This window comes from Pseudomonas sp. P1.8 (assembly GCF_001269805.1).
GTDB lineage: Bacteria > Pseudomonadota > Gammaproteobacteria > Pseudomonadales > Pseudomonadaceae > Aquipseudomonas.
The window spans coordinates 100,031-122,991 of the sequence record NZ_LHVM01000013.1; the positions used below are offsets into that span (position 1 = coordinate 100,031).

General features: G+C 60.7%; 20 protein-coding genes. 10 read left to right on the forward strand and 10 right to left on the reverse strand.

From position 1 onward, the window contains the following. Nucleotides 1-21 precede the first annotated feature (21 nt). From AD668_RS11380 to AD668_RS11415, 9 genes are all read left to right on the forward strand, one after another. Nucleotides 22-1,797 carry a PQQ-dependent methanol/ethanol family dehydrogenase gene (locus AD668_RS11380; protein WP_053158564.1) on the forward strand — a complete coding sequence of 592 codons (1,776 nt, stop codon included), beginning with the start codon at nt 22-24 and terminating at the stop codon, nt 1,795-1,797. A gap of 213 nt (nt 1,798-2,010) precedes the next feature. After that, entirely contained in the window at nt 2,011-3,531 is a 1,521-nt protein-coding gene (locus AD668_RS11385) for an aldehyde dehydrogenase family protein (protein ID WP_053158567.1), read from the forward strand. Nucleotides 3,532-3,755: 224 nt separating this feature from the next. Next, nucleotides 3,756-3,827 carry a pyrroloquinoline quinone precursor peptide PqqA gene (gene pqqA, locus AD668_RS28740; RefSeq protein WP_003253598.1) on the forward strand — a complete coding sequence of 24 codons (72 nt, stop codon included), beginning with the start codon at nt 3,756-3,758 and terminating at the stop codon, nt 3,825-3,827. Between the two features lie 55 nt (nt 3,828-3,882). Continuing rightward, on the forward strand, nt 3,883-4,797 hold the full coding sequence (gene pqqB, locus AD668_RS11390) for a pyrroloquinoline quinone biosynthesis protein PqqB (protein WP_053158570.1): 915 nt from the start codon (nt 3,883-3,885) through the stop codon (nt 4,795-4,797). Between the two features lie 124 nt (nt 4,798-4,921). Further along, entirely contained in the window at nt 4,922-5,674 is a 753-nt protein-coding gene (pqqC, locus tag AD668_RS11395) for a pyrroloquinoline-quinone synthase PqqC (protein ID WP_053158573.1), read from the forward strand. Next, the gene (gene pqqD, locus AD668_RS11400; protein ID WP_053158575.1) at nt 5,671-5,943 is read left to right on the forward strand and encodes a pyrroloquinoline quinone biosynthesis peptide chaperone PqqD; all 273 of its coding nucleotides are present in this window, start codon (nt 5,671-5,673) and stop codon (nt 5,941-5,943) included. Before pqqC ends, pqqD begins: the two co-directional genes overlap by 4 nt. Further along, complete coding sequence (gene pqqE, locus AD668_RS11405) at nt 5,921-7,063, forward strand: pyrroloquinoline quinone biosynthesis protein PqqE (RefSeq protein ID WP_053158578.1); 1,143 nt, start codon at nt 5,921-5,923, stop codon at nt 7,061-7,063. Before pqqD ends, pqqE begins: the two co-directional genes overlap by 23 nt. Nucleotides 7,064-7,264: 201 nt before the next feature. Continuing rightward, the gene (ercA, locus tag AD668_RS11410; protein WP_053158581.1) at nt 7,265-8,428 is read left to right on the forward strand and encodes an alcohol dehydrogenase-like regulatory protein ErcA; all 1,164 of its coding nucleotides are present in this window, start codon (nt 7,265-7,267) and stop codon (nt 8,426-8,428) included. Next, nucleotides 8,412-10,139 (forward strand): NahK/ErcS family hybrid sensor histidine kinase/response regulator, encoded by a 1,728-nt coding sequence (locus AD668_RS11415; protein WP_053158584.1) that lies wholly within the window; start codon nt 8,412-8,414, stop codon nt 10,137-10,139. The genes ercA and AD668_RS11415 overlap by 17 nt, the downstream gene beginning before the upstream one ends. Nucleotides 10,140-10,144: 5 nt before the next feature. Here the strand turns inward: AD668_RS11415 and AD668_RS11420 are convergent, their stop codons facing one another. The 7 genes from AD668_RS11420 to AD668_RS11450 all read right to left on the reverse strand — a co-directional run bounded on the left by AD668_RS11420 (nt 10,145) and on the right by AD668_RS11450 (nt 17,298). Next, a complete protein-coding gene (locus tag AD668_RS11420) occupies nt 10,145-11,014 on the reverse strand; it encodes an aldose 1-epimerase (RefSeq protein ID WP_053158587.1) in 870 nt (289 codons plus the stop codon). Nucleotides 11,015-11,127: 113 nt separating this feature from the next. Further along, nucleotides 11,128-12,408, reverse strand: a complete 1,281-nt coding sequence (locus tag AD668_RS11425; protein WP_053158590.1) for a TRAP transporter large permease — start codon at nt 12,406-12,408, stop codon at nt 11,128-11,130. Next, nucleotides 12,408-12,935 carry a TRAP transporter small permease gene (locus AD668_RS11430; protein ID WP_053158593.1) on the reverse strand — a complete coding sequence of 176 codons (528 nt, stop codon included), beginning with the start codon at nt 12,933-12,935 and terminating at the stop codon, nt 12,408-12,410. Before AD668_RS11430 ends, AD668_RS11425 begins: the two co-directional genes overlap by 1 nt. 78 nt (nt 12,936-13,013) lie before the next feature. Beyond that, a complete protein-coding gene (locus AD668_RS11435) occupies nt 13,014-13,985 on the reverse strand; it encodes a TRAP transporter substrate-binding protein (protein ID WP_053158595.1) in 972 nt (323 codons plus the stop codon). A gap of 67 nt (nt 13,986-14,052) precedes the next feature. Further along, nucleotides 14,053-14,940 carry an SMP-30/gluconolactonase/LRE family protein gene (locus AD668_RS11440; protein ID WP_053158598.1) on the reverse strand — a complete coding sequence of 296 codons (888 nt, stop codon included), beginning with the start codon at nt 14,938-14,940 and terminating at the stop codon, nt 14,053-14,055. A 50-nt stretch (nt 14,941-14,990) separates the two neighbouring features. Then, nucleotides 14,991-15,815, reverse strand: a complete 825-nt coding sequence (locus AD668_RS11445) for an NAD(P)-dependent oxidoreductase (RefSeq protein ID WP_053158600.1) — start codon at nt 15,813-15,815, stop codon at nt 14,991-14,993. A gap of 184 nt (nt 15,816-15,999) precedes the next feature. Then, nucleotides 16,000-17,298 (reverse strand): OprD family porin, encoded by a 1,299-nt coding sequence (locus AD668_RS11450; protein ID WP_053158603.1) that lies wholly within the window; start codon nt 17,296-17,298, stop codon nt 16,000-16,002. 254 nt (nt 17,299-17,552) lie between these two features. Here AD668_RS11450 and AD668_RS11455 point away from each other — a divergent pair, with 254 nt between their 5' ends. Next, nucleotides 17,553-18,173, forward strand: coding sequence for a TetR/AcrR family transcriptional regulator (locus AD668_RS11455; RefSeq protein WP_053158606.1), 621 nt, complete (start codon nt 17,553-17,555; stop codon nt 18,171-18,173). A 114-nt stretch (nt 18,174-18,287) separates the two neighbouring features. Here AD668_RS11455 and preA read toward each other — a convergent pair whose 3' ends face one another. From preA to hydA, 3 genes are all read right to left on the reverse strand, one after another. Continuing rightward, nucleotides 18,288-19,562 carry an NAD-dependent dihydropyrimidine dehydrogenase subunit PreA gene (gene preA / locus AD668_RS11460; RefSeq protein WP_053158610.1) on the reverse strand — a complete coding sequence of 425 codons (1,275 nt, stop codon included), beginning with the start codon at nt 19,560-19,562 and terminating at the stop codon, nt 18,288-18,290. Continuing rightward, complete coding sequence (locus tag AD668_RS11465) at nt 19,563-20,930, reverse strand: NAD(P)-dependent oxidoreductase (protein WP_053159839.1); 1,368 nt, start codon at nt 20,928-20,930, stop codon at nt 19,563-19,565. Between the two features lie 154 nt (nt 20,931-21,084). Next, the gene (gene hydA, locus AD668_RS11470) at nt 21,085-22,524 is read right to left on the reverse strand and encodes a dihydropyrimidinase (protein ID WP_053158613.1); all 1,440 of its coding nucleotides are present in this window, start codon (nt 22,522-22,524) and stop codon (nt 21,085-21,087) included. Nucleotides 22,525-22,961 lie beyond the last annotated feature (437 nt).

The window sequence follows — 22,961 nt, forward strand, 5'->3', positions numbered from 1 at the left end:
AAATCCGCAGAGGAAGCCGTCATGACCCAACCCGCACGTCGCCAGCCCTTCGTCTTGAGCCTGCTGCTCAGTGCCATGCTGTTGTCCGGCCAGGCATTGGCCGGGGTTTCCGACCAGGACATTCTCCAGGACCCGAAAAACCCCGAACAGGTCGTGACCAATGGCCTGGGTGTCCAGGGGCAGCGCTACAGCCCGCTGGACATTCTCAACGTCGACAACGTCAAGGAGCTGCGCCCGGCGTGGGCGTTTTCCTTCGGCGGCGAAAAGCAGCGCGGCCAGCAGGCGCAGCCGATGGTCAAGGACGGCGTGATGTACATGACCGGGTCCTACTCGCGGGTGTTTGCCGTGGACGCACGCACCGGCAAGAAACTCTGGCAATACGATGCGCGCCTGCCGGATGACATCCGTCCGTGCTGTGACGTGATCAACCGTGGCGTCGCGCTGTATGGCGACCTGGTGATTTTCGGCACCCTCGACGCCAAGCTCGTGGCGTTGAACAAGGACACCGGCAAGGTGGTGTGGAGCAAGAAAGTCGCCGACCACAAGGAAGGTTACTCGATCAGTGCCGCGCCGCTGGTGATCAACGGCAAGCTGATTACCGGCGTGGCCGGTGGCGAGTTCGGTGTGGTGGGCAAGATCGAAGCCTATGACCCGAAAAACGGCGATCTGCTGTGGACCCGTCCAACGGTCGAAGGCCACATGGGCTTCGTCTACAAGGACGGCAAAGCGGTGGAGAACGGTATCTCCGGCGGCGAGGTGGGCAAGACCTGGCCGGGCGATCTCTGGAAAACCGGCGGCGCAGCCCCTTGGCTTGGCGGTTACTACGACCCGGAAACCAACCTGCTGCTGTTCGGTACCGGTAACCCGGCGCCGTGGAACTCGCACCTGCGCCCTGGCGATAACCTCTACTCTTCGTCGCGCCTGGCGCTCAACCCGGACGATGGCACCATCAAATGGCACTTCCAGAGCACGCCGCACGACGGTTGGGACTACGACGGCGTGAACGAACTGGTGTCGTTCAACTACAGCGAAGGTGGCAAGGAAATCAAGGCGGCAGCCACTGCCGACCGCAACGGTTTCTTCTACGTGCTGGATCGCACCAACGGCAAATTCATCCGTGGCTTCCCGTTCGTGGACAAGATCACCTGGGCCACCGGCCTGGATAAAACCGGCCGGCCGATCTACAACGAAGCCAGCCGTCCCGGTGCCCCGGGCTCTGAGGTCAAGGGCAGTTCGGTCTTCGTAGCACCGGCGTTCCTTGGTGCGAAAAACTGGATGCCGATGGCCTACAACAAAGACACCGGGCTGTTTTATGTGCCATCCAACGAATGGGGCATGGACATCTGGAACGAAGGCATCGCCTACAAGAAAGGCGCGGCGTTCCTCGGCGCCGGTTTCACCATCAAGCCGCTGAACGAAGACTATATCGGCGTGCTGCGTGCGATCGATCCGAAAACCGGCAAGGAAGTCTGGCGCCACAAGAACTACGCGCCGCTGTGGGGCGGGGTGCTGACCACCAAGGGCAACCTGGTGTTCACCGGCACGCCTGAAGGTTTCCTGCAGGCGTTCAATGCCAAGACCGGCGAGAAGGTCTGGGAATTCCAGACCGGGTCCGGCGTGCTCGGCTCGCCCGTGACCTGGGAAATGGACGGCGAACAGTACGTCTCGGTGCTCTCCGGCTGGGGCGGCGCGGTACCGCTGTGGGGCGGCGAAGTGGCCAAGCGGGTGAAGGACTTCAACCAGGGCGGCATGCTCTGGACCTTCAAACTGCCGAAGGACCTCGTGGCCAAGCACTGATGGTACGCAACATACCTTGTAGGAGCTGGCTTGCCAGCGAAGAGGCCCTTCAGTCATGCATCGCCCATGAAGACGCCTTCGCCAGCAAGCCGGCTCCTACTAAATAACGAGAGCCCCTCCTGCCAACGATGCATTCGTCTGGCGCGCGGGGCTCTCTAGTATCGGCTCATCGCCTGTCAGCACGACGGGCATCGACCCAGACAGAGGCCCACCATGATCTACGCACAACCCGGAACCCCAGGCGCCGTTGTTACCTTCAAACCGCGCTATGGCAACTTTATCGGCGGCGAGTTCGTCGCCCCGGTCAATGGCGAATACTTCACCAACACCTCGCCGGTCAACGGTGAAGTCATCGCCGAGTTCCCGCGCTCCAGCGCCGCCGACATCGACAAAGCCCTCGACGCCGCGCATGCCGCTGCAGATGCCTGGGGCAAGACCTCGGCCCAGGACCGCTCCCTGGTGCTGCTGAAAATCGCCGACCGCATCGAGCAGAACCTCGAAGTGCTCGCCGTTACCGAAACCTGGGACAACGGCAAAGCCGTTCGCGAAACGCTGAACGCCGACGTGCCGCTGGCGGCTGACCATTTCCGTTACTTCGCCGGGTGCATCCGCGCTCAGGAAGGTGGCGCTGCCGAGATCAACGAGCTAACCACGGCCTATCACTTCCACGAACCGCTGGGCGTGGTCGGGCAGATCATTCCGTGGAACTTCCCGCTGCTGATGGCCGCCTGGAAACTCGCCCCGGCCCTGGCCGCCGGTAACTGCATCGTGCTCAAGCCTGCCGAGCAAACGCCGCTGTCGATCATGGTTCTCGCCGAGCTGATCGCCGACTTGCTGCCAGCGGGCGTGCTGAACATCGTTCAGGGCTTCGGTCGCGAAGCCGGCGAAGCCCTGGCTACCAGCAAGCGCATCGCCAAGATCGCCTTCACCGGTTCGACCCCGGTGGGCGCGCACATCATGCATTGCGCCGCCGAGAACATCATCCCGAGCACCGTCGAGCTGGGCGGCAAGTCGCCGAACATCTTCTTCGAAGACATCATGAACGCCGAACCTGCGTTCATCGAAAAAGCCGCCGAAGGTCTGGTGCTGGCGTTCTTCAACCAGGGCGAAGTCTGCACCTGCCCATCCCGGGCGCTGGTCCAGGAATCCATCTACGAGCCGTTCATGGCCCAGGTGATGAAGAAGATCGTCAAGATCAAGCGCGGCAACCCGCTGGACACCGAGACCATGGTCGGCGCCCAGGCGTCCGAGCAGCAATACGACAAGATCCTCTCGTACCTGACCATTGCCCAGGAGGAGGGCGCCGAGTTGCTCACCGGCGGCGCGGCCGAACGTCTGGAAGGCGACCTGTCCAGCGGCTATTACATCCAGCCGACCCTGCTCAAGGGTCATAACAAGATGCGCGTGTTCCAGGAAGAAATCTTCGGCCCGGTGGTGGGTATCACCACCTTCAAGGACGAAGCCGAAGCCCTGGCGATTGCCAACGACAGCGAGTTCGGCCTCGGCGCTGGCCTGTGGACCCGCGACATCAACCGCGCCTACCGCATGGGCCGGGCGATCAAGGCCGGGCGCGTGTGGACCAACTGCTACCACCTGTACCCGGCGCATGCCGCGTTTGGGGGTTACAAGAAGTCCGGCGTCGGTCGGGAGAATCACAAGATGATGCTCGATCACTATCAGCAGACCAAAAACCTGCTGGTGAGCTACGACATCAATCCGCTGGGCTTCTTCTAACCCGACTCGAAATCGGGTAACGGCGTTCGCTGGCAAGCCAGCTCCTACAGGAATGCGCAATACCTGTAGGAGCTGGCTTGCCAGCGAATGGCTGTATCTGACACCGCGCATACCCCCTACCAAATCACCCCGCCAACTCCTTCGAAAGTAGCATTCGGGCACTCAACGCCCCGTGCATTAATGGCTCTACCGGAATCACCCGGGCACAAGAAGAGGAATGACCCATGTGGACTAAACCCGCGTTTACCGATCTGCGCATTGGCTTCGAAGTGACGATGTATTTCGCCAACCGTTGATTGATCACCCGGCCAGCCGCTGCGTTGGCCGGGCCTGCCTTCTGGAGCATCCGCCATGCACATCCGTATCCTCGGTTCCGCCGCTGGCGGTGGTTTTCCGCAGTGGAACTGCAACTGCCGCCAGTGCGCCGGTGTGCGCAATGGCAGCCTGCGGGCACAGCGCCGTACGCAGTCGTCGATTGCCCTGAGTGACGACGGTGTGGAGTGGGTGCTGTGCAACGCTTCCCCGGACATTCGCGCGCAACTCGAGAGTTTTGCGCCACTGCAACCGGCACGGCGCCTGCGTGACAGCGCCATCGCCGGTATCGTGCTGCTGGACAGCCAGATCGACCATTGCACCGGTTTGCTCAGCCTGCGTGAAGGTTGCCCGCATGACGTGTGGTGCACCGAGCGCGTGCATCAGGATCTGAGCAGTGGTTTCCCGCTGTTCAACATGCTCGGACACTGGAACGCTGGGTTGCAATGGCGGCCGATCGGTCTTGAGCGTCAGCCGTTCAGCATCCCGGCCTGTGAACACCTACAGTTGCGCGCCATTCCTCTGGTGAGCAACGCGCCGCCGTATTCGCCCAATCGCGGCAACCCGCAACCGGGCGACACCATTGGCTTGTTCATCGAAGACCTGCGCAACGGCGCCTCGCTGTTCTATGCGCCTGGCCTGGGTCGAATTGACGATGAAGTGCTGGGCTGGATGCAGCGTGCCGATTGCCTGCTGCTGGACGGCACCCTGTGGCGTGATGACGAAATGCGCATCTGTGAAGTCGGCCAGAGCCTGGGCAGCGACATGGGACACCTCGCACAAAGCGGCCCCGGCGGGATGCTTGAAGTGCTGGAGGATTTCAACCGCCAGCGCAAGGTGCTGATCCACATCAACAACACCAATCCCATTCTCGACGAAGACTCCGCCGAACGGGCCTTGCTGGAGCGGCGGGGGATTGAAGTGGCTTATGACGGCATGAGTATTGAGCTGTAGCGAAGGACGCCTTCGCGGGCAAGCCAACTCCCACAGGGTTCTGCGGTGTACACAAAAACCTGTGGGAGCTGGCTTGCCAGCGCTGAGACCAGACCAGACACAGCAGATTCCCCGGAGACCCGCAATGACCGACACCCCCATGACCCCAAGCGAATTCGAGCAGGCCCTGCGCGCCAAGGGCGCCTATTACCACATCCACCACCCATTCCACCAAGCCATGTACGCCGGCCGCGCCAGCCGCGAGCAGATTCAGGGCTGGGTCGCTAACCGCTTTTACTATCAGGTCAACATCCCCCTGAAAGACGCCGCGATTCTCGCCAACTGCCCGGACCGCGACGTGCGCCGGGAATGGCTGCAACGGATTCTCGACCACGATGGCGTCCCCGGCAGCGAGGGCGGCATCGAAGCCTGGCTGCGCCTGGGTGAAGCGGTGGGGCTGGATCGCGAGCAGATTGTGTCTCAGGAACTGGTGCTGCCCGGCGTTCGGTTCGCCGTGGACGCCTACGTCAATTTCGCCCGTCGCGCCTGTTGGCAGGAAGCGGCAAGCAGCTCGCTGACCGAGTTGTTCGCGCCGCAGATCCATCAATCGCGACTCGACGCCTGGCCGACTCACTATCCGTGGATCGACGTCGCCGGCTACGACTACTTTCGCACACGCCTGAGCCAGGCGCGGCGCGATGTCGAGCACGGTTTGCGCATCACGCTGGCGCACTACGTGACCGCCGAGGGGCAGCAACGCATGCTCGACATTCTGCAATTCAAGCTCGACGTGCTGTGGAGCATGCTCGATGCCATGAGCATGGCCTACGAGCTGGAACGCCCGCCGTATCACACGGTCACCGGCGACAACGTCTGGCATCGGGGGATCGCCCTGTGAGCCTGATCAATCGCCAGCAGTCACCGGCCTTGCGTCGCGGTTTTCGCCTGCAATGGGAGCCGCGCCAGGACTGTCACGTGCTGCTGTACCCCGAAGGCATGATCAAACTCAACGCCAGTGCCGGACAGATCCTTGGCCTGATCAACGGCCAGCGCAGCGTCGCGACCATCATTGAACAATTGACCACGGTGTTCCCCGGCGTTCCGGGAATCGATGAGGATGTGCTGGCATTCCTGGAGGTGGCGCATGCGCAGTTCTGGATCGAGTGAGACGCTGCCCGGCCCGCCGTTATGGCTGCTCGCCGAACTGACTTATCGCTGTCCGCTGCAATGCCCGTATTGCTCCAATCCGTTGGACTTTGCCCGGCACGGCGAGGAGCTGAGTACGCAAGAATGGATTCGCGTTTTCGGTGAAGCGCGAGAGATGGGTGCCGCGCAATTGGGTTTTTCCGGGGGCGAGCCGTTGGTGCGTCAGGACCTGGCCGAGTTGATCAAAGCTGCGCGGGACATGGGCTACTACACCAACCTGATCACCTCCGGCATCGGCCTGACCGAGCAAAAGGTGCGCGATTTCAAGGTGGCCGGGCTGGACCATATCCAGATCAGCTTCCAGGCCGCCGACGAGGCGGTGAACAACATGCTCGCCGGCTCGCGCAAGGCCTTTGCACAGAAACTCGCCATGGCCCGTGCGGTGAAAGCCCAGGGCTATCCGATGGTGCTGAACTTTGTCACCCATCGGCACAACATCGACCGGATCGCGCAAATCATCGACTTGTGCCTGGAGCTGGAAGCGGATTTTGTTGAGTTGGCCACCTGCCAATTCTATGGCTGGGCGGAGCTCAATCGCGTCGGCCTGTTGCCCACCCGCGAGCAGTTGCAGCGTGCCGAGCGCATCACCAATGAATACCGCGAACGCCTTGATGCCCAGGGTCATCCGTGCAAGCTGATCTTCGTCACCCCGGACTACTACGAAGAGCGTCCCAAGACCTGCATGAATGGTTGGGCCAACCTGTTTCTCGACATCACTCCCGACGGCACAGCCTTGCCTTGCCACAGTGCGCGGCAATTGCCGGTACCGTTTCCCAACGTGCGCGAGCACAGCCTCTCGCACATCTGGAACGAGTCCTTCGGCTTCAATCGTTTTCGTGGCGATGACTGGATGAAAGAACCGTGCCGCTCCTGCGATGAAAAACACAAGGACCTGGGTGGGTGCCGCTGCCAGGCCTTCATGCTGACCGGCGATGCCAGCAATGCCGACCCGGTGTGCAGCAAGTCGCCGCATCACGGTGTGATCCTCAAGGCCCGTGAAGAAGCCGAGGAACCGGGGCAGGGGATCGAACACCTGACGCTGCGCAATGCGAAGGCTTCGCAGCTGATCTATCGCGGATAGCCCAGCGACAAAAATCCCCTGTAGGAGCGAGCCTGCTCGCGATGGTGTGCCAGTTGACTTTGGTTTGCTGACACACCATCGCGAGCAAGCTCGCTCCTACAGTGATCTGTGTCTGGGCCAGTGACCTTGGTCTGATTGCATTCACAGCTGGATGGTTTAGTGTGGTTTCTACCTTCCAAAACAATAAAAACAGGCTTTCCAATGAGCCAGAGTCTCAACCAGCTGCGTAAATTCGTGTCCCCTGAAATCATCTTCGGCGCCGGTAGCCGGCACAGTGTCGGCAATTACGCCAAGACCTTTGGCGCACGCAAGGTCCTGGTGGTCAGTGACCCCGGTGTGGTTGCCGCCGGTTGGGTCGCCGATGTCGAGGCCAGCCTGCAAGCGCTGGGCATCGAGTACTGCCTGTACACCGACGTTTCACCCAACCCACGGGTGGAGGAAGTGATGCGCGGTGCCGAGTTGTACCGGGAAAACCACTGCGACGTGATCGTCGCCGTCGGTGGCGGCAGCCCGATGGATTGCGGCAAAGGCATCGGTATCGTTGTTGCCCATGGCCGCAGCATCCTTGAGTTTGAAGGCGTGGACACCATCCGCGTGCCCAGCCCGCCGCTGATCCTGATTCCGACCACCGCCGGCACCTCGGCCGATGTCTCGCAATTCGTGATCATTTCCAACCAGCAGGAACGCATGAAGTTCTCCATCGTCAGCAAGGCCGTGGTGCCCGACGTTTCGCTGATCGACCCGGAAACCACCTTGAGCATGGACCCGTTCCTGTCGGCCTGTACCGGCATCGACGCCCTGGTGCATGCCATCGAGGCCTTTGTTTCCACCGGTAACGGACCGCTGACCGATCCCCATGCGCTTGAAGCCATGCGCCTGATCAACGGTAACCTGGTGCAGATGATCGCTAACCCGACGGACATCGCGCTGCGCGAAAAAATCATGCTCGGCAGCATGCAGGCCGGGTTGGCGTTCTCCAACGCGATCCTCGGTGCGGTGCATGCCATGTCCCATAGTCTGGGCGGTTTTCTCGACTTGCCCCACGGCTTGTGCAACGCAGTGTTGGTGGAGCATGTGGTGGCGTTCAACTACAACTCGGCGCCGGATCGCTTCAAGGTGATTGCCGAAACGTTGGGCATCGATTGCCGAGGCCTGAACCACCGGCAGATTTGCGGGCGACTGGTCGAACACCTGATCGCGCTGAAGCGTGCCATCGGTTTCCACGAGACCCTGGGTCTGCACGGGGTCAGGACCTCGGACATTCCGTTTCTGTCGCAGCATGCGATGCACGATCCGTGCATCCTGACCAACCCGCGCGAATCCAGTCAGCGTGACGTCGAGGTCGTGTATGGCGAAGCCCTCTGACGAGCAGCAAAGGGCGCTGACCGGCCTGTTGGGACTGGGTAATCACTCGGCCCGCAAGAGCCATTACCCGGAGCTGGCTGCGCGCCTGGATGAACTGGAGGCCGAGCGCAATCGTTACAAGTGGCTGTTTGAAAACGCGGTGAATGGCATCTTCCAGGCCAGCCTGCGCGATGGCATGCGCGCCGCCAATCCGGCACTGGCACACATGCTTGGCTACAAGGATCCGCAGGAAGTGCTGTTTTCCCTGACGGACCTGGCCGCCAACCTGTTTATCGACGGCACGCCGGAGCTGGAACACATCGGCGAAATCCTCACCCGCGAACGCAGCCTGAACGCCTATGAAACCCGTCTGCGCCGCAAGGATGGCAGCCACATCGATGTGCTGATGAACCTGTTGCTCAAGCCGGGGCATGAGGAGCTGGTCGAAGGATTTGTCGCCGACATCACCGAGCGCAAACAGGCGCAGCGACACTTGCAGCAGCTCAACGATGAACTGGAGCACCGCGTCGCCGCTCGCACCGATGAATTACTCGAGGCCAATCGAAATCTTCAGCAGCAGATCGTCCAGCGCAAACTGATCGCCAGGGCCTTGCGCCATGCCCGGGATGCGGCGCAGGCCGCCAATCACAGCAAGGACAAATACCTCGCCGCCGCCAGCCACGACCTGCTGCAACCGCTGAACGCCGCACGGTTGCTGATTTCTACCTTGCGCGAGCGCCAGTTGCCGGCATCCGAACAGGTGCTGGTAGAGCGCACCCATCAAGCCCTTGAAGGCGCCGAGGACCTGCTCACGGATCTGCTCGATATTTCCCGGCTCGATCAGGCCGCCGTCAAACCTGACGTTGCGCCTTATCACCTCGACGAGTTGTTCGGGCCGCTGGTGTCGGAGTTCCAGTCGGTTGCGCAGGCGGAAGGCTTGAACCTGCGCGTGCACGCGGTCGATTGCGCCATCAATACCGATTTACGTCTGCTGACGCGGATCCTGCGTAATTTCCTCAGCAATGCCTGTCGTTATACCGACGAGGGCAGCATTCTGCTGGGGGCCAGGCGTCGCGGCGCGATGTTGCGCCTTGAGGTGTGGGACACCGGGCGCGGGATCGCCGCGGATCGCCTGGACTCGATCTTCCTGGAGTTCAATCAACTGGACGTCGGACGCGCCGCCGACCGCAAAGGTGTTGGTCTGGGGCTGGCGATTGTCGAGCGCATCGCCAAGATTCTCGGTTATACCATCGGCGTGAAATCGGCGCCGGGGCGCGGTTCGATGTTCAGCATCGACGTGCCGATTTCCGCCGAGGTTCCATTGCCCGTCAGCCAAACGGTGCCGCAGGCAGGGGCGGGCGACCCGTTGCCAGGGCGCCGCCTGTTGGTGCTGGACAATGAAGTGAGTATTCTCGATAGCATGAGCGCGTTGCTCGGGCAGTGGGGTTGTGACGTTGTGACAGCCACTGATGAAACTTCTGCGCTGGTTGCGTTGGGCGGTCACGCACCGGATTTGATACTGGCGGACTATCACCTCGATCACGGCGTGGTTGGCTGTGAGGTGGTCCGGCATTTGCGCGAGCACTTTGTGCAGAACATTCCCGCCGTGATCATCACCGCCGACCGCACCGACCAGTGCCGGCGCTCCCTGCAACGACTCGCTGCACCGCTGCTGAACAAACCGGTGAAGCCAGGCAAGTTGCGCGCGGTGTTGAGCCAGTTACTGGGTTAACGCGTTTATATCGCTCGATATTGCAGGCTGAACCCCAGTTGCGCGGATTGCCCTTGTTCCAGCAAGCGCAATCCCGGCCGACCGGGCAAGTGATGTGCATTGACCGGGTGGCTGACCGGCTCAATGCAGAAAAACGCCAGGCCCACGGGGCAGTAGAGCAGGTAGTAATCGCTGCCGCTGGCCTGGCATTGCAGTTCATAACCAAGGTCCGGTTGCTGGATCAGGCAGTGGCCATCCCACGCGCAAAATCCGTTATCGACAAGCGTTTCGGGTAATGCATTGGGTTGCTGAAAGCTCCACTCTTGCGGCAATTCGCTGAGTCGGGTCGGTAGTTTTTTCGAATCGCACAACCAGACCTGTTGCGCCGGCGCTTGCAGTAGTGTGTTCGCCGTACGTGGCAGAAACGGGTGCAAGCCCAACCCGTGCCACGCAGCGCGTTCGGCAAGATGGGTGACATGCAGCTCGATGCTCAGCTTGCCCGCGTTCAGATGAAAACGCTGCCGGGCGCGGTAGGCGAAGGGGGTTGTGCTGTCGAGTTGCAGAACCACTTCGTTCGCTGAATGAGACACCACCTGCCAGGGTTGTTGCCAGGCGCTGCCGTGGATGGGCAGGGGATCGGTGAGGCTGTTCGGCGCAAGGGCCAGCCAACCATCGGGGCAGTCGAAACCGCCTTCGGCAATGCGGTTGGACCAGGGGATCAAGGGAAAACAGCCGAGTTTGCCCGGCAGGCCGGTGTTCAGGGCGTGCTCATCGGCGTGTCGCAGCAAGGGCAGGCCGGTGCTGCGCACAGTCCAGTTGACGATGCTCGCCCCGAGTTCCGGGGCGAGGGTGAGGCGGGTGAATTCGTCTTCGAGTTCGAGCAGTGTTGGCTTCATATTGACCAGCGATGTAGGCGAATGCAGGGAATGCTTTGTGTAGGAGCCCGGCTTGCCGGCGATGACGTCCTTGAGATGGCCATCGCCGGCAAGCCGGCTCCTACAGAAAAGCGTTACAACACCAGATGCGGCAACCACAGCGACAACGCAGGAATGTAGGTCACGGCCATCAGCACCAGGAACAGCACGCCGTAGAACGGCAGCAGGGCTTTGACGGTCGATTCGATGCTGACTTTACCCACGGCCGATCCCACAAAGAGCACCGCGCCCACCGGCGGCGTTATCAAGCCGATCCCCAGGTTCACCAGCATGATCATGCCGAATTGCACCGGGTCCACGCCGATGCCGAGGATCACCGGCATCAAAATCGGCGTGAGGATCAGGATCAGCGGCGCCATGTCCATCACCGTGCCCAACAACAGCAGCATGACGTTGATGCACATCAGGATCACGTAACGGTTGTCCGACAGGGTCAGGAACATCGTGGTGATCTTCGCCGGGATCTGCATCAGCGTCATGATGTAGCCGAAGCTCGCGGCGAAGCCGATCAGGATCATCACGATCGAAATCGTGCGCACCGTGCGATGCATCAGTTTCGGCAGCTCGCGCCACTTGTAGTCGCGGTAGATGAACATGGTGACGAAGAACGACCACAGCACGGCAATCGCCGCCGATTCGGTCGCGGTGAAAATACCCGACAAAATGCCGCCGAGGATGATCACCATCGCCATCAGGCCCCACATGGCTTCGCCGCAGATCTTCAGCGCTTCGCGCATCGGAATGACTTCGCCCTTGGGGTAGTCACGCTTTTTGGCGAAGATCAGGCACAGCACCATCAGGCACGCGCTCATCAACAGGCCCGGGACCACACCGGCCATGAACAGCGAGGCAATCGACACCGTACCGCCCGCGGCCAGCGAGTACAGCACCGAGTTGTGGCTCGGTGGTGTCAGCAGGGCCTGCACCGAGCCGCTGACGGTCACGGCCGTGGCGAATTCACGGGGATAGCCACGACGCTCCATCTCCGGAATCAACACCGAACCGACCGAGGCGGTGTCCGCCACCGAGGAACCGGAGATCGCACCGAAGAAGGTCGAAGCCATGATGTTGACCAGCGACAAGCCGCCACGCACAAAGCCCACCAGCACCCCGGCGAACGCCACGAGCCGGCGCGACATGCCACCTTCGGCCATGATCGCGCCGGCCAGGACGAAGAACGGAATCGCCAACAGCGAGAATTTGTTCACGCCCCCGGCGACCTGAATCATCAAGGCCTGGAAGGGGATATCGATCCACCACGCACCGATCAGCGCCGAAAGGCCCAGCGCGTAGGCGACCGGCATGCCGATCAGGATCAAAGCGATGAAACTGCCGAGCAGAATCAGAGCGTCCATTAAGCGGCACCTTCATTTTCTTCAACGAGGTCGAAACGCACGACCCGACGGTTGCTCTGATCACCGAGCAAGAGTTTTTCCAGAACAAAAATCAATGTCAGCACGCCGCCCACCGGGATCGGCATGTAGGTGATGCCCACGCGCAGCGTCGGCAGGGCGCTCATGAACTGGTTCCAGGTGGACAGGCATAACTTGGTGCCCCAGATCGCCATGAACAGGCAGATGGTCGCCATCAGCAGTTGCGACAGCACGCTGACGGCTTTGCGCATTTCGGCGGGCATGCGGTCGGTGAGCATCGCCACCGCCATGTGTGCACCGGCGCGATAACTGGCAGCGGCGCCGATGAAGGTGAAGACCATCATCAGCAGGATCGCCGTAGGCTCCGGCCAGCTGGAGCCGGTGCCGAGGACGTAACGGGCGAACACGCCCCAGGGGATCATCAGGGAAATGGCCAATACCGACAGGCCCGCGACCCAGATGCAGGTCATGTAGATCCTGTCGTTGATACGCAGCAATAGATTCTTCATCGGGTTCCACCGTAACCGGGCACCCACGGACGTACACCCACGTGCGCGGTGCCGGGCCTTTCCAGAATTCAGGGAGGGTTACTGAACGGCTTCGATGCGCTTGATCAGATCGGCGTAAGGCGCGCCGTATTTTTCGCGGACCGAGGCGGTGGCTTCGTAGAAAGGTTTCTTGTCGACGGTGATGAATTCGACGCCGGCAGCCTTGAGCTTCTCTTCGCTGCTGGCCGATTTCGCGTCCCACAGGGTGCGTTCCTGAGCCTGGGCGGCTTTCGCGGTTTTCTTCACCAGTGCTTGCTGCTCGGGCGTGAGTTTTTCCCAAGTGATTTTCGACATCACGATCGGCTCCGGCAGAATCAGGTGACCGGTCAGGCTGTAGTACTTGGCGTTCTGGTAGTGGTTGTGTTCGAGCAGGGTCGGCGGGTTGTTTTCCGCGCCGTCGATCACGCCGGTCTGCAAGGCACTGAAGATTTCGCCGGTGTCCATCGCAATGCCGTTGCCGCCCATGGCATTGATGGTTTCGATGAACATCGGGTTGCCTTGCACGCGGATCTTCATGCCCTTGAGGTCGGCGAGGCTGCGCACCGGTTTCTTGGTGTAGATGTTGCGCGTGCCGCCATCCATCCAGGCCAGGGCGACCAGGTTGAATTCGGAGTTGGTGATCTTGTCGAGGATTGCATCGCCGACTTCACCGTCGATGACTTTGCGCATGTGCGCCTGGTCGCGGAACACGAACGGCATGTTGAACACGTTCACATCCGGCACCACCGGGCCGACGATGCCGAGGCTGACCCGGGCCATCTGGATCGCGCCGACCTGGGCCTGTTCGATCACTTCCTTTTCCGAGCCGAGCACACCGCCGGCGAACATCTTGAAGGTCAGCGCGCCATTGCTGTCGGCCACCAGGGTTTTGCCCAGTTGCTCTTCAGCCAGCACGGTGGGGTAACCGGCCGGATGAATGTCGGCGAATTTGATTTCCAGCGCGTGGGCGGCGCTGCTGAGGGAGAAGGCGAAGGGGAGTGCAGCGGCCAGCAAGGTGCGTTTGAAGTCCATGGGGGTGTCTCCAGTTTGTTGTTGTTTTTTTAGGCACAGCGATGCAGCACAAGCTTTTTTTATGGGCTCAATCGTTGAAACGGGGTTCGGGTAAACCTTTGACGCCGGGGTCGATGGCGAACACGCCTCCGGCCAGTGACTGCGGATCATGGTCGTCACCGGGGCGAATCGAGGTCACGAATAGCGTGTCCAGTCGAGGGCCGCCGAAGGCGCACATGGTGGGTTTTTTCACCGGAACGGCGAGGGAGCGATCCAGTTGGCCGTCGGGTGTGAAGCGATGAATCAGTCCTGCGTCGTTGGCGCAAATCCAGTAGCAGCCATCGGCATCGACAGCCGCGCCGTCGGGGCGTCCACAGAATTGATTCATGTCCACGAACACGCGGCGATTGGAGGGCGTGGCGCTGTCGATGTCGTAATCGAAGGCCCAGATCTGCTGGACTTGCGGATGGGAGTCGGAGAGGTACATCGTGCGACCGTCCGGGCTGAAACCCAAACCGTTGGGCACGATGAACCCGCTCAACTGTGCGTCGACCGGGCCGCGTTGCCCGGCGCTGTAGCGGTAGAGGGTACCGTCGGCCGCGTTGTCGCCCATGTTCAACACCATGCTGCCGGCCCAGAAACGCCCCTGACGATCGCATCGGCCGTCGTTCAGACGCATGTCGGGTCGGGCGTGGTCGACGTGAGCCAACAGCTGAATGTCGAGGTTGCCGTCGTCACGCGGGTGCAGATGAAAAAAACCGGTCTCCATGCCGGCGACCCAGCCGCCGTCGCGATGCCGAGTGATACAGGCGAGCATTTGCGGGGCTTTCCAGGCATCGACCTGCCCGCTGTCGGCGCTCCAGCGTTGCAAGGTGCCCGCCGGGATATCGACCCAGTACAGAGCGTTTTCTTCAGGCACCCAGACCGGGCTTTCACCTACTGCGTTGCGGGCATCGACGATCAGTTCGGCTTGCATGGCAACTCATTCCCTTGGTTTGTGGTGGGGATCAAGCGAGACGCGCAGGCTTAGTCGCCGAACGGCCCGGCTGTGCAAAAGGCGCCGCCCTGATAGATCCGCGCCGGATCATCCGCCGCCGGAAACGGCTGGGCTTCGATTTTTTCGCGGAACACTTCAGAGCTGTCCTGTGCGACATAACCCAAGGCCGAGGCGTAGCGGTTGTCCCACCAGATGTCCTTGTTGTCGGACATGCCGTACACCACCGTGTGGCCGACATTCGGCGTGTACAGCGCGCGTTCGAGCAGTTGGGTCAGGTCGCTGAAACTCAGCCATGTGCTCATCATCCGGCGGTTGTGCGGTTCCGGGAACGAGGAGCCTATGCGCACGCTGACGGTCTCGATGCCATACCGGTCGAAGTAGAACGTGGCCATGTCTTCACCGTAGGACTTGGACAAGCCGTAGTAGCTGTCCGGGCGGCGAGGAGAGTGGGCGTCGATGACTTCGTCCTGCTTGTAGAAGCCGATGACATGGTTGGAACTGGCGAAGATCACGCGTTTCACGCCATGGCGGCGCGCGGCTTCGTAGATGTGGAACACGCCGCAGATGTTGGCGCCGAGGATCTCTTCGAACGAGCGCTCGGTCGACGCGCCGCCAAAGTGCAGGATCGCGTCCACGCCTTCGACCAGTTGATGCACCGCTTGCTTGTCGGACAGATCGCAGGGGACCACTTCTTCACGGTCATCGATGGCCGGGGCGATGTCGGCGATGTCCGACAGGCGAATCACATTGGCGTAAGGGCGCAGGCTTTCTCGCAAGACTTTACCAAGGCCACCGGCGGCGCCGGTCAGCAGCAGGCGATTGAAGGGCGTTTGGGCGGTTGCAGTGGTCGTCATGGGAATCCCTGGAAGCGGTTATTGTTCTTGATTTGTTGTAGGTTGTCGTATGACTTGAGCGAAGTATTGTTAAGCATTCCGGTTCTTGTCAACGCGACATTGGTGGAAATTGACGGAGGGTCGTTTTCTGCCCCGCAGACACAAATCTCCAGACTGACCCGCACCCTGTAGAGCGAGCCTGCATTTACAGCAGGCTGATCGGGTAGCTGATAAACACCCGGTTTTCATCGAACTCGTTCGTGCTGAAGCTCTTGCGGATGCTCGCGTTGCGCCATTTGACGTTGAGGCTTTTGAGCGGACCGCTCTGCACCGTGTAGGCCAGTTCCGATTCACGGCCCCATTCCGTGCCGTCGGTGATGGTCCCGGTGTGCACGTTGTCGCCGCTGATGTAGCGGTTCATCAGGGTCAGGCCAGGCACACCGAGGGCGGCGAAGTTGTAGTCGTGGCGCACTTGCCAGGATTTTTCCCGGGCGTTGTCGTAGCTGGAGTTGTAGCTGTCGTTGGCCAGGGTGCCGCCGCTGGTGCCATTGACGCGCATCCACACATCGTCGCCGCTGAGTTTCTGCAGGCCGACATAGAAAGTGTTGCCGCCGTACTTGGCCGAGAGCAGCGCGAACGCGGTCTTGTTGTCGAGGTCGCCGGCCAGGGCACTGCCGTCTTCCTTGCCGATGAAGTAACCGAGGTTGGCGCCCAGGGTCCAGTCGCCGATGGGCTGGCTGTGGCTCAGGTTGAAATACTGCTGCTGGTAGATGTCGCTGAGTTCCGCGTACCAGACGCCAACCTGAGTGCGCTTTTCGTTGAAGGCGTATTCACCGCCACCGAAGTTGAAACGGTCCGAGCTGAAGGCCGCCGATTTGCCGTTCATGAACATGTCTTCCATGCTCGCATCGTTGCGCGGGCTGTTCTGGCGGAACTGGCCGCCGTAGAGGGTCAGGCCGCTGATCTCGGTGGAGGTCAACTGGCCGCCCTGGAAGGTTTGCGGCAGCGAACGGCCGTCGTCGGAACGCAGGATCGGCAGCACCGGCATCCACTCGCCGACCTTCAATTCGGTCTTGGAGATTTTGCCTTTCAGCGCCACACCGAGGCGGCCGAAGCTGTCGGCAGGGCGGCCATCATCATGAATCGGCAACAGCTGCGTGCCGCCGGTGCCTTTGCCGCCATCGAGCTTGACCGAGACCAGCCCCAGCACATCGGCACCAAAGCCGACTGGGCCTTGGGTGAAACCGGACTTGGCGTCGAGGATGAAGCTCTGGGTCCACTCTTCGGCCTTGCCCTGGGGGTAGGCCGGGTTGGTGTAGTTGCGGTTGAAGTAGGCGTTGCGCAGGTTCAGCGCGGCTTTGGCGTCATCGGTGAAACCTTCGGCGTGGCAGGTCAAGGGCAGGGCGAGGGCCAGACTGCCGCAACCGATCAGGCTTAGCGTCTGCAAACGGGCGAAGGTTGGGCGTGGGGTACGGGCGGACGAATTGCGGACGAGTTGGCTCACTGTGACGCTCCCTTGCTGCATTTTGTTTTTATTTTTGTCATACGTCGTCGTACAACGTTGGCGCGAATATTTGCGGGATTTTCGAGGGATGTCAATCGGAAGTTATACGATGACTAACCCATGAGTGGAATTCGAGGAAACCCCTGAGCTTGCTCCCACAGGGGGCCGGGCGTGTCAGCTTGTTTCGTTTTCCCTTGTCGCCGCGATCCAGAGCGGATGCTAGTCTTGTTTAACGCTGTCGTCAGGGAGCCCTCATGGGCAATCACAAGATCGAGATTCGTCGCAGTAACGTCGAGAAAATCCTGCTGGGGGCAGAAAAAGTCTTCGCTGAAAAAGGCTTCGGCAGTACCGCCATGGCCGACATCGCGGCCGAAGTGCAACTGCCGCGCTCCAACCTGCATTACTACTTCAGCACCAAGACCGAACTGTACAGCGCCGTGCTGTTCGATTTGCTGGAGGTGTGGAAACAGGACGCGATGTGCTTCGAGATGTTCGACGATCCGCGGGTGGTGCTCAGCAGCTATATCCGCGCCAAGATGAACCACTCGCGCAGCCGGCCCTATGGGTCGAAAGTCTGGGCCAACGAAATCATTCACGGCGCGCCGACCCTGGGCGAAGCACTGGACGCCAGCCTGTACGACTGGGCCAAGATGAAAGAAGCGAAGATACGCCAGTGGGTGGACGACAAGCGCATCCTGCCGGTTGAGCCATCAAGCCTGCTGTACATGATCTGGGCTTCGACACAGCACTACGCCGATTTTGATCATCAGGTGAATATTCTCAATGATCATCAGCCGCTGTCGGACAGGCAGTTCGAGAAAGCGGTGCAGACGGTGACGAGTGTGATTTTGCGGGGGATCGGGCTGGAGCCTTGAGTTTTGTGGTGGCTGTTCGGGGCCCATCGCTGGCAAGCCAGCTCCTACAGGAGTATCGCTATCCTTGTAGGAGCTGGCTTGCCAGCGATGGCGTCAGTTCAGACACCGCCGAAGTCAGACGACAACGTGATACGGATTCCTCGGATCATGATTCCAGTCCAGAAACGGCTTGCCGTTCTCCATGGGCACCATCTCGATACAGTCCTGCACCGGGCAGGTGATCTGGCACAGGTTGCAGCCCACGCATTCCTCTTCGATCACTTCATAGCGGTGGGTTCCATCCGGTTTTTTCAGGCTGGCCACGGCCTGGTGCGAGGTGTCCTCACAGGCGATATGGCAACGGCCACAACCAATGCACGCCTCCTGATCGATTTTCGCGATCACCTGATAGTTGATGTCCAGGTACTTCCAGTCCGTGGTATTGCCCACCGCTCGCCCGGAAAATTCCGAGATGCTGGCGTAGCCCTGGCTGTCCATCCAGCGCGAAAGCCCGTCCTTCATCTCCTCGACAATCCGGAAACCATGCAGCATTGCTGCCGTGCACACCTGTACCGAACCGCAGCCCAGCGCGATGAATTCCGCGGCATCGCGCCAGTTGCCGATGCCGCCAATCCCGCTGATCGGCAGGCCTTGTGTCTGCGGGTCGCGGGCGATTTCGGCGACCATGTTCAAGGCAATCGGTTTGACCGCTGAGCCGCAATAACCGCCGTGGGTGCTTTGGCTGCCGACCATGGGGTTGGCGACCATGCGTTCCAGGTTGACGCTGGTGATCGAGTTGATGGTGTTGATCAGCGACACCGCATCGGCGCCACCGCGATGGGCCGCCCGGGCGGCGACGCGGATGTCGGTGATGTTCGGTGTGAGTTTGACGATCACCGGCAGCGAGCAATACGTCTTGCACCAGCGGGTGACCTGCTCAACATACTCCGGCACCTGACCGACTGCCGCGCCCATGCCACGTTCCGGCATGCCGTGGGGGCAACCGAAGTTCAGCTCGATCCCGTCGGCACCGGTGGCTTCCACCAGCGGCAGGATGTTTTTCCAGGACTCTTCGACACACGGCACCATCAACGAAACAATCAGCGCACGGTCCGGCCAGTCTTTTTTCACCTGGGTGATTTCCCGCAGGTTGATTTCCAGCGAGCGGTCGGTGATCAGTTCGATATTGTTGAAACCGAGCACTTCCCGGTTAGGTCCGAAATGAGCCGAGTAGCGCGACGACACGTTCACCGCCGCCGGGTCTTCACCCAGGGTTTTCCAGACCACGCCGCCCCATCCGGCCTCGAAGGCGCGGACCACGTTGTAGGCTTTGTCGGTCGGCGGCGCGGAGGCCAGCCAGAACGGATTCGGGGATTTGATGCCAGCGAAGACAATCGACAGATCGGCCATTTACGCAGCCTCCACGTTGAGCATCAGTTGAGCATTGATCGCCTCGGCGGCGCGTTTGCCGTGCTGTACCGCCTGCACGGTCAGGTCTTGATCGAGGCTGGTGCAGTCGCCGCCGGCATACACGCCGGCAATGCTGGTGCGCAGGTTCTCGTCGACCTCGATTCGTTCGCCCTGGCGCTTGAGTTCCCGGGCCAGCGGGTCGGCGAGGGCGCTGCTGTCGAAGGCCTGGCCGATGGCTTTGAAGATCGCGTCCGCCGCCAGCTCGAAGGACTCGCCAGTGGTTTGCAGACGACCGTCAACCAAATGTGTGCGCGCAAAGCGCATGCCGCGAACCCGCCCGTTGGTGTCGAGCAGGACTTCTTCGGGTTGGGCCCAGGTCAACAGGCGCACCTGATTGGCCTTGGCGATGTCCTGTTCATGATGAGTCGCGCCCATGTCCTCGACGCCCCGGCGGTACACCAGGTTGACGTCGCGCGCACCGAGGCGGGCCATTTGCACGGCCATGTCGATGGCGGTGTTGCCCGCGCCGAGGACGATGCAGTGATCGGCCAGTGGCAGTTGCGTCAGGTCATCGGCCTGGCGCAGTTCGCGGATGTAATCGGTGGCAGCGAGCAACCCGGGGGCGTCTTCGTGGTCCAGTCCCAGTTGTTTGCTGGCGTTGAGCCCGAGCCCGAGGAACACCGCGTCGAATTGTTGATGCAAATCGCTGAGGGTCAGGTTTTTCCCGAGCTTTTGCCCATGACGGATTTCGATACCGCCAATTTCCAACAGGAAGTCGAGTTCCTTCTGGGCGTAATCGTCCACCAGTTTGTATTTGGCAATCCCGTACTCGTTGAGGCCGCCAGCTTTTTCCCGCGCCTCGAAAATCACCACGTCATGCCCATGCATGGCGCTGCGGTGGGCGCAGGACAATCCGGCCGGGCCGGCACCGACGACGGCGATGCGTTTTCCTGTCGCAGCCGCACGTGCAAACGGGTGCTCGCTGAAATGCGCATTGTCCACGGCATAGCGCTGTAACAGGCCGATCAACACCGGCGCGCATTCGTGGGCGTTATTGCGCACGCAGGCCTGCTGACAAAGGATCTCCGTCGGACAGACCCGGGCGCAACTGCCACCGAGGATGTTGGCCGAGAGGATTGTCTGCGCCGCCCCCTGTACGTTGTCCTGATGGATGTTACGGATGAACGAGGGAATATCGATCTCGCTCGGGCACGCATTCACGCAGGGTGCGTCGTAGCAGTACAGGCAGCGCGAGGCCTCAAGGTGCGCCTGGCGGTCGTTGAGCGGTGGCGCCAGATCGGTGAAATGGCCGGCGAGGGCGGCCGCATTCTCGTAAGGATGCGGGAGGTGAGTCAGGGTCTTGATCACGGTATTGGCCTCACGGTTATTTGAGGTGCTGCCTCTGATGGGCATTGGTTTTTCGTTGCCTGCGAGGACGCCTTCGCTGGCAAGCCAGCTCCTACAGTTTGAAATGCGATCCCTTGTAGGCGCTGGCTTGCCAGCGATAGGCCGAAGGCCGATCTCAGCGTTTCACGGCAACCGGCTGATTCAACTCGGCCCGCTTGCTCAGCAAATCGAACACCGCCGGATACGCCGGCCGTTCTATGTACCGCCCGGCACCGCGCTCGGCCCGCAGATCGCCATCGGCCCAGACAACCTTGCCCTGACTGATGGTATGGCTCGGAACACCGCGCACGGTCTTGCCTTCGAAGATGTTGAAGTCGACCTGCTGGTGATGAGTCTTGGCGGAAATGGTTCGCGTGCCCTGCGGGTCCCACAGGACGAGATCGGCGTCGGCACCGACACGGATCGCACCTTTGCGCGGGTAAAGGTTGAAGATCTTCGCGGTATTGGTCGACGTCAGCGCCACGAATTGCTGCATCGAAAAGCGCCCGGTGTTGACGCCTTCGTCCCAAAGCACGGCCATGCGGTCTTCGATACCGGCGGTGCCGTTGGGGATTTTGCTGAAATCGTCCTTACCGGCCGCTTTCTGCTCAGCACAGAAACAGCAGTGATCGGTGGCGGTGGTGTGCAGATTGCCCGCTTGCAGACCATGCCAGAGTGCCTCCTGATGACCACGGGGACGGAACGGCGGGCTCATCACGTAACCGGCGGCGGTCTGCCAGTCCGGATGCTGGTAGACGCTATCGTCCAATAGCAAGTGTCCGGCCAGCACTTCGCCGTAGACCGGTTGCCCCTTGGCCCGGGCATAAGTGATTTCGTCGAGGGCTTCCTTGGTCGAAACGTGCACCAGGTACAGCGGCGTGCCGAGGGTTTCGGCAATACGGATCGCCCGACTCGCCGCTTCACCTTCAACCTGGGATGGGCGCGACAGTGGATGCGCTTCCGGCCCGGTCATGCCCTGGGCCATCAGTTTGCGTTGCAGGTGGTAGACCAACTCGCCGTTTTCGGCGTGGACGGTGGGCACGGCCCCCAGTTCAAGGCAGCGCTCGAAGCTCGCCACCAGCGTGTCATCGGCGGCCATGATCGCGTTTTTGTAGGCCATGAAATGCTTGAAGCTGTTGACCCCGTGTTGGCTGACGAGCTCGGCCATCTCTTCGCGGACCTGCTCGCTCCACCAGGTGATCGCCACATGAAAACCGTAGTCGGACGCCGACTTCTCGGCCCAGCCACGCCACTGATGGAACGCCTCCATCAAAGACTGCTGCGGGTTGGGAATCACAAAATCGATGATCGACGTGGTGCCACCGGCCAGTCCTGCCGCTGTGCCACTGAAGAAGTCTTCACTGGCCACGGTGCCCATGAAGGGCAGTTGCATATGCGTGTGCGGGTCGATGCCGCCGGGCATCAGATACTGGCCGCTGCCGTCGAGTACTTCGGCACCTGCGGGTATGTCCAGGTTTTCGCCGATAGCCTTGATCACGCCCTCTGCGCAATACACATCGGCGCGATAACTTTCATCATGGGTAATAACGGTAGCGCCACGGATCAACAGAGACATTCCGGATTCCTCGCAGGCAGTGACCGGCTGATGCCGGTTCTAGATGTTTTATATGAAGCGAGTGTCAACAAGCTTATTCCTGTCAACGTTGTCAGGATTAAACGCTAGCTGCAGTTCATGGAATCAGCAAGAATATTTTTTATAAGCTTATTACTATTGTAACTTATTGAAAAATAACAATTAAAAACCATATTCACCAAAATGGTGAGGCTGCTCACCATTTTGACGCACTTGACAGGATCGAAATATGGTCAAGATTTCTTAAGTGGAATCAGGCGTTTGAGCAGGGTCCATGTTTAATGCAGGCGTTTGAAAAAAAGATCGACGCACCAGATTGAGTCCTGACGGTCCGGACAACTTGCCTGGCATTCGGCCTGAGTGGCTGCGCAAGAACAAGTGGACGGTTTGGTTGAATATATAAAGCTGATAGACATCAG

Excerpts from the sequence above, each read along its gene's own strand:
- AD668_RS11385 (WP_053158567.1), top strand. The coding sequence starts at position 2,011 with ATGATCTACGCACAACCCGGAACCCCAGGCGCCGTTGTTACCTTCAAA.
- AD668_RS11435 (WP_053158595.1), bottom strand. The coding sequence starts at position 13,985 with ATGGACTTCAAACGCACCTTGCTGGCCGCTGCACTCCCCTTCGCCTTC.
- AD668_RS11380 (WP_053158564.1), top strand. The coding sequence starts at position 22 with ATGACCCAACCCGCACGTCGCCAGCCCTTCGTCTTGAGCCTGCTGCTC.
- pqqE (WP_053158578.1), top strand. The coding sequence starts at position 5,921 with ATGCGCAGTTCTGGATCGAGTGAGACGCTGCCCGGCCCGCCGTTATGG.
- AD668_RS11420 (WP_053158587.1), bottom strand. The coding sequence starts at position 11,014 with ATGAAGCCAACACTGCTCGAACTCGAAGACGAATTCACCCGCCTCACC.
- AD668_RS11425 (WP_053158590.1), bottom strand. The coding sequence starts at position 12,408 with ATGGACGCTCTGATTCTGCTCGGCAGTTTCATCGCTTTGATCCTGATC.
- AD668_RS11445 (WP_053158600.1), bottom strand. The coding sequence starts at position 15,815 with ATGACGACCACTGCAACCGCCCAAACGCCCTTCAATCGCCTGCTGCTG.
- AD668_RS11430 (WP_053158593.1), bottom strand. The coding sequence starts at position 12,935 with ATGAAGAATCTATTGCTGCGTATCAACGACAGGATCTACATGACCTGC.
- AD668_RS11415 (WP_053158584.1), top strand. The coding sequence starts at position 8,412 with ATGGCGAAGCCCTCTGACGAGCAGCAAAGGGCGCTGACCGGCCTGTTG.
- pqqC (WP_053158573.1), top strand. The coding sequence starts at position 4,922 with ATGACCGACACCCCCATGACCCCAAGCGAATTCGAGCAGGCCCTGCGC.
- pqqB (WP_053158570.1), top strand. The coding sequence starts at position 3,883 with ATGCACATCCGTATCCTCGGTTCCGCCGCTGGCGGTGGTTTTCCGCAG.
- AD668_RS11455 (WP_053158606.1), top strand. The coding sequence starts at position 17,553 with ATGGGCAATCACAAGATCGAGATTCGTCGCAGTAACGTCGAGAAAATC.
- AD668_RS11440 (WP_053158598.1), bottom strand. The coding sequence starts at position 14,940 with ATGCAAGCCGAACTGATCGTCGATGCCCGCAACGCAGTAGGTGAAAGC.
- ercA (WP_053158581.1), top strand. The coding sequence starts at position 7,265 with ATGAGCCAGAGTCTCAACCAGCTGCGTAAATTCGTGTCCCCTGAAATC.
- hydA (WP_053158613.1), bottom strand. The coding sequence starts at position 22,524 with ATGTCTCTGTTGATCCGTGGCGCTACCGTTATTACCCATGATGAAAGT.
- preA (WP_053158610.1), bottom strand. The coding sequence starts at position 19,562 with ATGGCCGATCTGTCGATTGTCTTCGCTGGCATCAAATCCCCGAATCCG.